At 33.6% G+C, this 12572-nt stretch carries 14 protein-coding genes; all 14 read right to left on the bottom strand.

Annotated features, from left to right (window positions below):
- Positions 1–29: 29 nt before the first annotated feature.
- Positions 30–953, bottom strand: coding sequence for a hypothetical protein (locus R6U77_RS05190; protein ID WP_319837686.1), 924 nt, complete (start codon positions 951–953; stop codon positions 30–32).
- A 33-nt stretch (positions 954–986) separates the two neighbouring features.
- The gene (locus tag R6U77_RS05185; protein ID WP_264989986.1) at positions 987–1256 is read right to left on the bottom strand and encodes a Mor transcription activator family protein; all 270 of its coding nucleotides are present in this window, start codon (positions 1254–1256) and stop codon (positions 987–989) included.
- Positions 1257–1469: 213 nt separating this feature from the next.
- Entirely contained in the window at positions 1470–2321 is an 852-nt protein-coding gene (locus R6U77_RS05180; RefSeq protein WP_319837685.1) for a DUF6612 family protein, read from the bottom strand.
- Between the two features lie 157 nt (positions 2322–2478).
- Complete coding sequence (locus tag R6U77_RS05175; RefSeq protein WP_319837684.1) at positions 2479–4110, bottom strand: recombinase family protein; 1632 nt, start codon at positions 4108–4110, stop codon at positions 2479–2481.
- Between the two features lie 499 nt (positions 4111–4609).
- Complete coding sequence (locus tag R6U77_RS05170) at positions 4610–5476, bottom strand: tyrosine-type recombinase/integrase (RefSeq protein WP_319837683.1); 867 nt, start codon at positions 5474–5476, stop codon at positions 4610–4612.
- Positions 5473–7308: a DUF927 domain-containing protein gene (locus R6U77_RS05165; RefSeq protein WP_319837682.1), complete on the bottom strand. Its 1836-nt coding sequence runs from the start codon at positions 7306–7308 to the stop codon at positions 5473–5475. The genes R6U77_RS05170 and R6U77_RS05165 overlap by 4 nt, the downstream gene beginning before the upstream one ends.
- 54 nt (positions 7309–7362) lie before the next feature.
- The gene (locus tag R6U77_RS05160; RefSeq protein WP_319837681.1) at positions 7363–7728 is read right to left on the bottom strand and encodes a hypothetical protein; all 366 of its coding nucleotides are present in this window, start codon (positions 7726–7728) and stop codon (positions 7363–7365) included.
- Positions 7729–7740: 12 nt separating this feature from the next.
- Positions 7741–8184, bottom strand: coding sequence for a hypothetical protein (locus tag R6U77_RS05155; protein WP_319837680.1), 444 nt, complete (start codon positions 8182–8184; stop codon positions 7741–7743).
- An 807-nt stretch (positions 8185–8991) separates the two neighbouring features.
- Complete coding sequence (locus R6U77_RS05150; RefSeq protein ID WP_319837679.1) at positions 8992–9264, bottom strand: hypothetical protein; 273 nt, start codon at positions 9262–9264, stop codon at positions 8992–8994.
- Positions 9261–9563, bottom strand: a complete 303-nt coding sequence (locus tag R6U77_RS05145; RefSeq protein WP_319837678.1) for a hypothetical protein — start codon at positions 9561–9563, stop codon at positions 9261–9263. Before R6U77_RS05145 ends, R6U77_RS05150 begins: the two co-directional genes overlap by 4 nt.
- Before the next feature lie 83 nt (positions 9564–9646).
- A complete protein-coding gene (locus R6U77_RS05140) occupies positions 9647–10102 on the bottom strand; it encodes a JAB domain-containing protein (RefSeq protein WP_319837677.1) in 456 nt (151 codons plus the stop codon).
- Between the two features lie 62 nt (positions 10103–10164).
- Positions 10165–10686: a DUF1643 domain-containing protein gene (locus R6U77_RS05135; RefSeq protein WP_319837676.1), complete on the bottom strand. Its 522-nt coding sequence runs from the start codon at positions 10684–10686 to the stop codon at positions 10165–10167.
- Positions 10687–10763: 77 nt separating this feature from the next.
- On the bottom strand, positions 10764–11000 hold the full coding sequence (locus tag R6U77_RS05130) for a hypothetical protein (protein WP_319837675.1): 237 nt from the start codon (positions 10998–11000) through the stop codon (positions 10764–10766).
- A 121-nt stretch (positions 11001–11121) separates the two neighbouring features.
- Positions 11122–12492 carry a DNA cytosine methyltransferase gene (locus R6U77_RS05125; protein ID WP_319837674.1) on the bottom strand — a complete coding sequence of 457 codons (1371 nt, stop codon included), beginning with the start codon at positions 12490–12492 and terminating at the stop codon, positions 11122–11124.
- Positions 12493–12572: the final 80 nt, after the last annotated feature.

Raw genomic sequence — 12572 nt, 5'->3', positions numbered from 1 at the left:
ATTACTTGTCTCTATCAATACATAGAAGGTTATTTATTAATCCATACCTTCCATTTCCTTTCAATTTCTTTAATATCGCCATAGGTTGCTAAAAATGCCTCTTTCTTTGAAATTGTATCACTTTCAAACAAAACAAATTCAAAGTAAGTATCTTCACCGTAAGTTTCAATTAAAAACGCATTGAACAGAGTTGCCACATTCGTATTATAGTTAAAGTCAAAATCTCCATTGTTGAATACTAGCAATTTATTATTCTTTTTCATTTCATTCTTCCAATACTTAACATAATCTTTGTAGGTATTAGAGGCTAAGCGAGACTTATAATTAACAAAACCTGTAGCAAATTCACCTGCACCAGATGAACTGTACCAACTTGGTTTAGAATTCATATTTTCATTAAATATAACACTTCCAAGATTTAATCCTGAAGCAATATATAAATTTTTAACATAAGCTGTATCATATTTAAACTTCCCATCATAAGAACAACATTGTCCTTTATATAGAGAACCTACTAAAATCTTAATTTCTGTCTCCAATGCTCCTGTTTTCTTATTGTGACTAGCACCTCCATTTACATAAGTAAATTCATAAGGGTCATCTGATTTATTCTTTAAATAAATATTGGTAGGAAAATCTTTTTGATTTGATAATGTTACTTCTAAATCAGGAACTTTGCTTGAATAAATTTCAAATGCAAGTTCTATCCCCTTATTAAAATTAGTGATAGCAAAGTTAATATCATCTTTCTTTGTATCTTTTGGAGCGTGAAGCGTGTAATACTTACTTTTATAAACATATTCATTACCTGCTAACTTGGCTTTTGAGGCATAATCTATTTGATTCTTAGCGCTACTTTGCTTGTTATCTTTCTGAACAGCTACAGTATCAGCAAGCACCCCTGTTGAGAATAAACTCATTACCATAACTAGCATTAAAACCTTCTTCCACATACATCTTCCTCCTATAAATGAAACCTTTGTAGATTATTTGTTACAATGCTCCCGTTTCAATATCTTCATCACCCAACTATATGAATAGCCATATTTTTTTGCTAAAGCCTTCGCATTTGTCCCATCATACTCATTGACAATGGCTTCGTATAAATATTGTTCTGATAAGAATTTCTTAGGAAATGTTACATATTGACCAGCAAAATGATTATACACTAGCAAAGTATTTTTGTATCCAATTAATTCAATAAATTCCTTATATGATCCATTAAAACAGGAACTATCTAACTTGCTATAATCCATCTTTATCTCCTTCCGCCTTTATTGTTTTAAATATGCCATTTTCCTATGTGAAAAACACTTCGCTTAAATAATGGATTATCCTAATAAAAATCCATTTTAAAATTTACAATTGCAGCTATCAAAATCGAAAAAGAAGCAGGGAAATCATGCAAGAAGATTCTCCTACTCCTAATTAACATATCATTCATTCCGTTAGGAAAATATATGATTCACCTATTCTAAATTTGGTAAAGTAATCATTTCTACTTCATTGAAATTAGAATATCTCTTAATTGTTTCCACATCCATTTCCATTGTATGACCTTCAACTTCAAAGCTAAATCTCAGATGGATATATGTTGATAATAAATTTTTACGCTCCTTATCAATTGTCATTTGAAGTTCATCCTCAAAGACAATTAAATTTTCTATTTTAAAAGATGATGCTTCTTTATCCACATCTCCAAAAAAGGTTTGATTCACCATATTTAATACATACGATTCAGGCATATTTCCTTCTATTAAATAATAGTCCTTTTCATCTGCTTTTTTAGATTCATAAGCTCCTACAGAAATATCACCTTGAGCAATTAAATCATCTATTTCTGGCTCATTGGTAAATTCAGAACTTGCCAATACCCCTGTTTTTTCACCTGCCAGTATGGTAGATTCATCTAAGCTAACATAATTAAATTTCCCGCCATCTATAGATTGGTAAATATCTGAACCCACCTTTATTTCCGCAATAGTAGTTGTCTCATCATTTTTAACCAAATTCCCTGTTATTTTATATGAATCATTCAATGTATGATAATCTACATTAAATATTTCTTTTGTTTGTACAGATTCGCTAGCAATAAACTTAGAAATATCCCCCTTTGTGTTAGATTCAGAATACATATGATAACTCTCATAAGCTCTCAAATTACTAAAAGCTTCCGCTACCAACTCCTTGGCATCCAACTCTTCAACATGGCTAAACGTTTCATTTCCCTTTTCCTCAAAGTAGACGAATATCATTGCAATAGCTGATATAATCAACATAAACCAAAAACAGATTTTCATAGCTTTCCAAATACAACCCATACGCTTCTCCCCTCAATAGATTATTTCTTAAGAAATGTTACATATTAACCCACATGATATTTTTTATATCTGATTAAATATGCCATTTTCCTATACGAAAAACACTTCGCTTTGATAATGAATTATCCTAATAAAAAGCCACTTTTGATACTTACGATTAGATAGCTATTAAAACAGAAAAAGGAGCAGAAGATTCATCCGAAGATGATTCCCCTACTCCTAGTTGTAATGCCTCTAGCACCTCATTATTTAATTTAAGTTGAATGCTCTCGATTTTCCGTTCTTCATCAATTGTAATTTGATGAATGAGCAAATGTAACAAGCGTTTTCTCTGCTCCCTTGTAAGTGATTGCTGAAAAGCCTTTTGAAAGTTTTGTAGGACATTCTTAATCTGTTCAAAGGTCACTTTACTAGAAACGGTTGAACCTAGTTGTCCCTTTAATGGTGTCAGTAATTCATTTAATGAGGAAATTTGTTCTTCAATACCTCTAACCTTCATTTGATAGACGCTTTTGGAAATCGTTTCTTCCATATAAGCATCTAGCAGATTCGATTGCTTTTTTTCTAGGATAGCTAAGTCATGAACATATTGCTTGTATTCTCGTTGAATCGGAGCAATCAAGGATTCTTGCTTATAATTGATACTATTAACTAACTGCTGAATCAATTTATCACTTATCATCAACTCTTCAATTTTATTTAATACGTAAGGGTCAGCATAATCAGTACGTACAGCATAAGAATTGCAAGCAACTGTCCCCTTATTCTTCCATGCGCCACATACATAATACTCTAATACCTTTTTTGTACCATCTTTTAGCTTGTTTGTCGTACGTCCAATTACCATACCTGCATTACATTTAGGGCAACGCATAATGCCCGTTAAAGGAAACTCACCATCATGCACACGGTTGGGCTTACAGGTGCGTGTTTTGTAAACCTCTTGTGCAATGCGCCAAACTTCTTCTGAAATAATTGACTGATGTTCTCCCTTCACAATAATAGGCTTTGGGTTGATATGATTACGCCGCTTCTCATTCCAATCCCTACGAACATTGTAGCGTATATACCCTGCATATATAGGATTCGTAACAATAGTTTTAATTGCATTCAAAGAAAACGTTTTACCTAATTTTGTACGATAGCCAGCTTTATTGATTTGGTTGGCAATCGACTTATAACCATTCCCTGTTGTGTAAAGATGGAAGATTTTTCGTATAATACTTGCTTCTCGTTCATTGATGACAAGCCCTGTATTTTTGCGTTTTTTATTCGCCCCTTCGATCTCAACTACATCATAACCAAGCACATGACCACCATTCCACTTCCCTTCTTTGGCACGAGCTAACATACCCATTTTCACATTTTCTGCTATGTTATTGCGTTCATATTCAGCGATGGCAGCCAGCATTTGAAATTGTAATTTTCCAGCAGGTGTTTCTGTTTCATAGTTCTCTGTATATGAACGAAAGACGATGTTTTTGCGGTTAAACACCTCAACCATATTCATGAGGTCTACACTGTTTCGTGCCAAGCGATTCATTTTCCATACAAGAACAAGGTCAAACTTCTTCTCGTCTGCATCCTGTAACAATTGTCGTATAGCGGGTCTACCTTTAATACTTTTTCCACTGATACCTCTATCTACATATTCATCAAAAATAATGTAGCCTTCTCGCTTACAATATTCACGTAACACCCGAATTTGTTCATCAATACTGTATCCCTCATCTGCTTGTTCAGTTGTTGAAACACGGGCGTAAATCGCGGCATATTTAGTTTGAGTCATCGTCATTTGAACTCCCTTCTTTTCCATCTAAAATATAGGCTTCACACATTTCTGCGAGTATTAATACAACTTCGTTTGTAGCTTCCATCATTGCCACTCCTTTTATTTTGAAAGTAATTTCTTTTCACTTTAAGGGTTTCTCAATCACATCAAGAAAGTTTGGTATTTGCGTCTACCTACTTTTATTGAAACTTAAACCGTTTCAATACGATTATTCAAATTGTGCTTTTTCTTCAAGCAAACCAATAGAATACACCTTGCAAAATGTAACCTTCCTTTATATTTATTGATTAATTTCTTGAGTGAAAATTAATAATGATTTATCTAAATCTATGATATATTATTGAAATTTTATTAAATCCCCCATATCCCCCAGTCAATTCAAAATAAAAGATTTTTTAGCATGGTTGGAAAACAACCTGACTTTCCACAAAAAATGAATCTGAATGTATTTTTTGTTTTGTCTTTTGCCCAAATTGGCGGGGGAATTGGGGGACAATTAGAAAATAGTAAGTGTTTCAATGCCCTCATCAACAGTTTGCTGATGAATATGTGTATAGGAACTTGTTGTCTTTAAATTAGCGTGTCCCAATAATTGTTGTACCGCTACGATATTTACATTATTTTGTACAAGGGCTGAAGCAAAGGAATGTCTTAAAACATGGCAGGTAACATGCTTATCCCACTTTAATTTTTCAACAGTTTCTTTAAGAACCTTGTTCACATAGACATCTGATAAGCTGTTTGTGCGTTCTGTCAAAAATAGCCGTTCCGTTTTACCTTTTATTCGCCAGTTCTGAATATACGCTTGAAGATGTATTTTTAATTCTGAATGCAGAGGAATGACTCTACGTTTATCTCCCTTACCATGCTTAACCGTAATGGTGTTTTGTTGAAAATCCACATCCGTTAGTTCAAGCTTTAAACATTCTGTAATCCTTAACCCTGTATAAAATAAGGTCAATACAACTAATTGAATCAACGGATGGTTGATTGCAGGTATCAATTCTCCAACTTCTTTTGAAGTAAGAAACACAGCTTGCCTTGGGGGTTCTTTTAATCGCTGAAGATACTCTGCTGGATTTTTTTCAACAAGGCTTTTCTTCTTACAAAACTTAAAAAAGGAGCGCAGTGTATTCATTTGACGGTTACGACTGGAGGGCTTATATCCCTTCACAGCCGTAAGCATAGCCAAATAATCATTCAAATCTTGTTCTTTAATCTGTCTAATATCAAAATATTCCGTGTATTTATTCTGTAAGAAGGCTTTGAAGGCAGTTATATCCTTGTTGTATTCTTTCAGAGTACCCACACTTAATTGCTTATTTTCATGATTGAAGAATGCTAGACACTCGTCCATTTTCATTCGTCAAAAAGTCCTTTGCTTTTGTTTTTTTCAATCATGGCTTCAAGCTCGTTTTTTGGTTTTATCGTACGTGTATTTGTACTGTTTGGATTAAAGTTATCCAATGAGCCCTTATGATAATCTGCCAAAATGTCCCCATCATATACAATACACACGCTATAATCACCTCTGGGACTGTAAGGTTTATTAGGTAAAACCTTTTCTCGTAACTTGGTTTCCTCTTTTGTAAAAATAGCTTTTTTAATTTGTTTTTTTTGATTATCATGTTTAAGATTGCCATTAGCTTTTAGCCCATCAAGCAAGACATTGGGGTCGGCAAATCCCATGTCTTTTGCTAATTTGTCGTAAATATGAGGGAACATATAGCAATACGTTTTATTACCTTTTGTTTCGATTTTCCCCCAAATCTCTTGCGTTTCATTTGTATGCTCTTGATTTATTTTAAAATGCTTGCTGAATTGGATAATGTAGTCACGAAATAGCTTATAAAATTTAGGTGCTAATTCTCGATCAGTCATGGAATCTAGCTCTTGTTTCACTAGAAAGTCAGCAATCCTATCAATTGACAAGCCTAAATCCAACGCTTCATTTGCATAATAAGCACCAGTAAGGATACTAGCGAATTTATTCGAAATACGTGCGCGATAATTGGTTTCAGGCATTTTTTCAAACATGACCGATTTAAATTCTGACCATTTAGTTTCAATCTCATCTATTCCACACTGCGTTAAATGCTCCACAAAAATTCCCCCTGCATGTCCATAATTATTCAATACACCTAACTTAATACGCTCCGAATGAGCCGCATCCTTTGTCCATTGAATATTTTTAAATTCAAATAAACGAACTTTTAAACCTACGTTATTTTTGGTTTGCGCTAAAATAGAGACTTCGCCTGTGAAAAACACCACAGTACACCATGAATCTGTAGAGATTAATTTGGATTCCTTGTTTAATCGCGCTTTATCCCTATTTTGCGCTAACTTATAGATAAATGAGGTTAATGTCTGTTTTCCAAATGTACTAATAGAGACTTCATCGAATGCAATTGGAACACCAAAGTTTCCTGCTAAAATAGCCTGCAAAGCATTGCCTGTACCATTGAAACTTTGAACCAATCCATCTGTAGAAATATGAGGATTACCAAAAGCAGATACCGCTAACATTGCTGCTGTTGTCTTTCCTCCAGATGAATTACCAACGCAATTCCAAAGTAAAGTATCAATATCCCCTTTTTGCTCGATGTTAAGCCATGCAGTAATTGGAGCCGCAAAACTCGCAGCTACTATTGCTTCCAGTGAAGCATGTCCCACTACTTCCGCTTGAATGATTTTTTTCCATTCTTTCTCGCTCCCTTTAGGTTGAATAGAATACTGCCCCTCATAAATAGAGAATCGTTTATTATTTTGAATAGCTTCATGTAATCGAAATAAAATTTCATCTTGAAACCTCATCCACCCTAACTTTTGATGAACATAAGTTGGTTTGAAACTTTTTTCATGGAAATCTAAAAATTGAAAGACATGTTTTGCTTTATAACCTGCAATATCCATTCCCTTATCTAGTAAAAATGATAATTCTGAGGGCAATAACTTACCTTTTGAAATTTTTAAAGTCTCCCATCTATCAAATGAGTAATATTCAATCTCAAGTGTTATCACACCTGTTTCAATATTCCGAGTAACACTTTTAATTTTTGAAGCATTTGCAAGATAAACTTCCTCCTTTCCATCTTTAGAGTCCTTTATCATATACAAATCCTTATCTCTTAAAATAAATTGCCCTAATCGGATTTCATTTGTATCTGCTGGTTTTAGTACCATTTTCTCCATAAAACATTCTCCTCAAGTTAATATGCAATGAATAGCTTTGCTTGCAACTTATATTTATTGCTCACTTAATGGGAAAACATCTACTACATTTGCATAGGTCGCTTCATGTTGATGAACATGTTGAATTTCCACGACACATGATTTCCCCACCAATTGATGCAAATTTACTTCTTTTTCTGTAGTGTCTAATGTAAGCTCAACTAATTTTTTTAATAACGAGCCTTTCCCTACATACATCAACATAGATTGCATCACCTTTTGACCATTTTCAAGTTCAAACAATACTACAACGGATGGGGTTGTTCCCCAAACTGTATCACGGTCTTTTCCTGCTTTAATATTAAGGATTGAAGCAATATATTCCCCTTCGTTTGGAATACTTAATTCATTGGTTGGCTGACCAAGATTGTATTGTAACATTGTAAATTCCTCCTACATTTCTTCATTTGTTTTAATCATTGAAATAATAGCAACTCTACTTGTTCCTTCACCTTGATACTGCACTTGGTAAAATGTTTGTGATACATTGCCCTCAAATTTAAGGTCATAAAGCACAGTAATCTCGTTTACAAGTTCACTTGAATAAATAACAGATTTGGCTTTCTGTGTTTTCAATGTGAAGAAGTTGTCATTACTAGGGATGTCTGCACCAATTGCAATTGCATCTGAACCATATGAAATTTGTACTTCCTCTGGTTCATTCAACTCCGCCATTAATTCTTTGGAGAGAACGACACGTTTGCCATTTCTTTTAGAATTTACAATGGTTAGTACACCTGCTGTAGAAGTAGCTTTACTTAGCCCTTTACAATTTGAGGGAATAAAACCAGCTAAGTTTACTTGTCCCTCTTGTTTTTCAACATCTACTTGATTCATTGAACTAACTCCCTTCCTTTTTCACATCCATCTAAACAATTGTTGAATATGACTATTCAAAATCATTGCTACGAAGCAAATTATCTAAGTGCAATTATTTTGATAGATTGTATAATACAAATTAGATTCTCATTTGTCTAAACAGTAATAATTACTATTAATAATGCAAAATGATTGAAAAATATTAATTAATGATCAAATAAGCGAATTTATATCATTTTTAATGTTACTGCTATAGCAGGGGCGATTTTAGGTGTCAGGCTACGCTCATTCCAAAAAAACAAAAATGAATATGGAAAAATATAACAATAGGTGAAAAGTAACAATTTTAAAATTTAAATAGAATATTTTTTGCACACAATCAATTAATCCCCCTTATCCCCCAATAATTAAAGAGTAAGAAGGTTTTTTACGGTGTTTTTGATTGGAAAACAAACTGACTTTCTACAAAAAAATTGATTCAGAGATGTTTTTGTTTCTCACAAAAAACATTGGGGGACTTGGTGGATTTTCAAATACTCATTTGTTTTCAGTACAGAATCAGGGTGTTTTCCCCACCATTTCTATTCAAAAAAATAGAGGGAACGGCAATCACCACTCCCTCTACTTGTTAGTATCCTAGCACTTCATTTTGCTTTTCAATTAATAAATAATCAATTACTGCTGTTACTATTGCAATAATTATTACTTTCAATAACTCCCCTAGCATTTTTCCACCTCCTTCACCATTGAAATATTATATTTTCATGATGATGATTTAAAATAGCTGCACATGCGTTTTATGTTTTCTACTTCACTAGCAGTCATTTATACTCTCGTACCATACATTGCATAATCATAAAAATCCTTCATTAATTGGCGGTCGAGGTGATTTGGAATGCCATTGATAATAGTCTTAATACGTTGACTTTGAAATACATACTCTTTCTCTATGATTTCGTTTACTATTTTCTCCATTAGGATTTCATAAAATACATCATTGCTAATTGGCTTTCCTAATTCGTTATTAACTCCAACTTCTCTGTAATAGATATTGTTATCTATACTAACTTCCACATATCGCTTATTAAATACACTCATAGCTCTATCCCTTCTAAGAAGTTTGACATCAGCTTGTCATTCACCAACCATACTTCATATGGTGTTTCATCTCCTGTTTCTACTAACATCAAGGTGTAATAATTCCCTTCAGTATCTGTATAATTAGCACTATGACAAAGAATCGGTGCTTCTACAAAGGCAATCATATAGGGTGGTACAAGTGCCTCATCAATTTCCTCATGAGTAAAGCTCATTGTTTCGTAGCCTACTTCTTGAAGTGGAATCTCCTTCCCTAGCTTTTGTTGTAATACCTCTGTTAATCGTTGAATGGCTTTCATTTTCAATATCCTCCTTATTTTTATGAATATAAAAAGCCCTAACATCCATTTCAGATGTTAGAGCCTATTTGTCACTTAAAACTTTATTCATTTTCAAAATATCCACTCTCTTTCATTGAAACATAGCTATCATCGCCCAACACAATATGATCGAGCATTTCCACACCAACAATTAAACCAGCTTCAATTAAACGTTTGGTAACGTCAACATCCTCTGGACTCGGTGTTGGGTCACCTGATGGATGTGGATGGCAACAGATGATGGAAGCCGCATTGCTTAAGATGGCTGTTTTCAGTACCTCTCTTGGATGAACGATGGAGAGATTCAAGCTACCAATGTGTGCAATCGTAATATTCGTTGGCTGATTTTTCACATCCAAACACATGACAACAAAATACTCTCGGTCTACTTCGCCTAAAAATTCCTTAAACAACTCATAGCAATCCTGTGGGCTACGAATGCGCCGATTTCTGTACAACATACTTGCTTCCTTTACTAATTTGACAGATACAATATCTACTCGTTTTGATGGTTGCATGTGATTTCCTCCTAAAATGTATTCAAGGAGATAATATATGTCCATATTTTCATTTGAAACGCTTAATCTATTTGCTCTACTGGTGGCACTTCATACGGTGCTAACTTCCAGCCGTTTTTCACCGCTGGATAAAGCGGATGGAAGCCCATTCTTCCTTTTGGGCATTCGATTTGAAGAATCGTTGCTTTCTTATCAAGCAAAATAGCCACAATCATATTCAATCGCTTTTGTGCCTCTTTGCTCGTTTCAATACCTGTTCCAACTGCAATAATGACATCATCTACCTTCGTCATTTCCTCTTGAATACATTTCAAATTTTCAGTAGCTGATTCATTTGTATCTTTGCTTTCAAGAGATGGGAATAAATTCATAATAATCACTGACCCATAGTCTAATTTGGCAAGATTATTCAAAACATACATTGTTGTTTGGTCTTGGACAACCTCATCCGTCTGACCTGCATTTTTCATCAAGATGAGGGCTTTCCTTTTGGCTTTGTCCCATTCCTTCTTCACAATGTACTTATTTTTCATTTCGTCATCGTATGTGATTTCTGTTTTGATTATGCTTTTGATTATTTTCATTATTTTCACTCCTTTAAAATGAATAAAGCCTAAGTATCTTAAACAATACTTAGGCTTAAAATTTTTGTCTTTTGTTGTTAATCACAGTTGAATTCGCCAACTTCTTCCTGAGCTTCTTTTTCCGTTTTAAAAATCCAGTTTCCGAAGAAATCTGAGCTTACTTGAGTTAAATCGTTATCCACTCCCTCATCGAGACCAACGTATACAGCTTTCACTTTTTCTCTCACTTCATTTTCTTCTACTTTTAGTGCCTCATTTTCATTTAAAAATAGCGTGTCATGTATCATCCACATTTTTTGTACATACTTTCTCATTTTTTAACCTCCTAAAAATTTGATTTGACTCTTCACTCATACTATTCTTAATTTAACAATAAAACTCTAATCTGCTAATTAAGATTAGAGTTTTATAACTTTTACTAAATATTCACTATGGCTAAAATAAAGATGGTTGAACGAAGTCAATACCCTTGTGATTTTTTCTATTTAGTTGTTGGAATGCATAATCTGCTATTGGTTGTGCAATCGCTTTAGCTAAAAGTACAGGTACAGCATTTCCTATTTGTTTATACACTTTATCTAAACGGTTATTCTCTGAAACTTTTTGATTATTTCCATCGCTAAATTGAAACCAATCAGGGAAAGTTTGAATTCTAGCGATTTCTTTTATTGATAAACGTCGATTTTCCCCTACTAATTCCCACTTATCTTTTTCTAATTTCCTCATAGGCTCGCCATCTGGATGAATTGGAGCCTGTCTACCAGACGCTTGAATTGTGAAGCTTTGTTCATCCCATCTTTTCTTTCTATTACGAGATAAATAGATTGAAGAGTAAGCACCTGTGTAATATGGACCTGGATTATCTCTCAAATCACCAATTGCATCTTTTAACGTTTTATAGGGAAGTAATCCTTCACCATGTGTAGGTTGGGGTGTAGAATACTTGAATTTTGTTTTTGCATACACTTTCTCCTTATGAACCCCTATCAAAAATACTCGCTCTCGTAATTGAGGAACACCATAATCTCTAGAATTTACTAGATACGGTGTAACTTCATAACCTGCTGAAGAAAAGTCTTCAACAATTTGTTTAAGTACTTCTCCCTTTCCTAACGTCATCATACCTTTTACATTTTCAGCCACAAAGAACTCAGGTTGCGTTTGTAAAAGAGCCCTAATAAAATGAATATATAAGAAATTCCTTTCATCATCTACTAGTCTTGGACCTGCTTCAGAAAATCCTGGGCATGGAAAACCACCTAGCATAATATTACATAAAGGGAAATGTGCAACTTTTCTGATGTCCTTTTCATGTTGAATTACATGTTTTGGGAAATTAATCTTGTAAGTTTGATTTGCTTCTTTAAATGAATCATTTGTATACACTGTATGAAATATACTTTTTAATCTCATCTTTTCATATTGATTTTTATCAGAGAAGGCTTCCATAGCGGCTTCTTCGCCAATTACAGCAGCTAAACCTGCCAATTCAAATCCTAAGTCTAACCCTCCACAACCTGAAAATAGCCCTACCACATTATATTTATCTGCTTTAATGTCTATACTTTCAATCAATTTTTCATCTTTTTTATCTTCAATAATCAGTGAGGTTTCTTTTGCAATTTTTTCAAATAATATTTCTTTTACTTGCTCTTTATCAAGAGAAGGTGCTGGCTTAAATTTACCTCTACCCTTCTTATTTATTTTGGCTTTATCTGTTTTTTCACTATCATTGTTTCTTATTTCAACATCATCTATATGACTTTCAGTATTTACTTTCAGTTCCTCTTCACTTTTAATCTTCATATTTTACCTCTCACAATTTTATTTAGCTTCTCTATTTTAACACGTTTCATTATTAATAGTGATTGACGCTATACTAATTT

This window comes from Lysinibacillus louembei (assembly GCF_033880585.1).
Classification (GTDB): Bacteria; Bacillota; Bacilli; order Bacillales_A; family Planococcaceae; genus Metasolibacillus; species Metasolibacillus louembei.
Note: the sequence above shows the minus strand (reverse complement) of the source record. Positions and strands in the feature narration are given on the sequence as shown.

Bases quoted from the DNA above. Each gene is read 5' to 3' on its own strand.
- R6U77_RS05190 (WP_319837686.1), bottom strand. From the start codon at position 953: ATGTGGAAGAAGGTTTTAATGCTAGTTATGGTAATGAGTTTATTCTCA.
- R6U77_RS05185 (WP_264989986.1), bottom strand. From the start codon at position 1,256: ATGGATTATAGCAAGTTAGATAGTTCCTGTTTTAATGGATCATATAAG.
- R6U77_RS05180 (WP_319837685.1), bottom strand. From the start codon at position 2,321: ATGGGTTGTATTTGGAAAGCTATGAAAATCTGTTTTTGGTTTATGTTG.
- R6U77_RS05175 (WP_319837684.1), bottom strand. From the start codon at position 4,110: ATGACTCAAACTAAATATGCCGCGATTTACGCCCGTGTTTCAACAACT.
- R6U77_RS05170 (WP_319837683.1), bottom strand. From the start codon at position 5,476: ATGAAAATGGACGAGTGTCTAGCATTCTTCAATCATGAAAATAAGCAA.
- R6U77_RS05165 (WP_319837682.1), bottom strand. From the start codon at position 7,308: ATGGAGAAAATGGTACTAAAACCAGCAGATACAAATGAAATCCGATTA.
- R6U77_RS05160 (WP_319837681.1), bottom strand. From the start codon at position 7,728: ATGTTACAATACAATCTTGGTCAGCCAACCAATGAATTAAGTATTCCA.
- R6U77_RS05155 (WP_319837680.1), bottom strand. From the start codon at position 8,184: ATGAATCAAGTAGATGTTGAAAAACAAGAGGGACAAGTAAACTTAGCT.
- R6U77_RS05150 (WP_319837679.1), bottom strand. From the start codon at position 9,264: ATGAGTGTATTTAATAAGCGATATGTGGAAGTTAGTATAGATAACAAT.
- R6U77_RS05145 (WP_319837678.1), bottom strand. From the start codon at position 9,563: ATGAAAGCCATTCAACGATTAACAGAGGTATTACAACAAAAGCTAGGG.
- R6U77_RS05140 (WP_319837677.1), bottom strand. From the start codon at position 10,102: ATGCAACCATCAAAACGAGTAGATATTGTATCTGTCAAATTAGTAAAG.
- R6U77_RS05135 (WP_319837676.1), bottom strand. From the start codon at position 10,686: ATGAAAATAATCAAAAGCATAATCAAAACAGAAATCACATACGATGAC.
- R6U77_RS05130 (WP_319837675.1), bottom strand. From the start codon at position 11,000: ATGAGAAAGTATGTACAAAAAATGTGGATGATACATGACACGCTATTT.
- R6U77_RS05125 (WP_319837674.1), bottom strand. From the start codon at position 12,492: ATGAAGATTAAAAGTGAAGAGGAACTGAAAGTAAATACTGAAAGTCAT.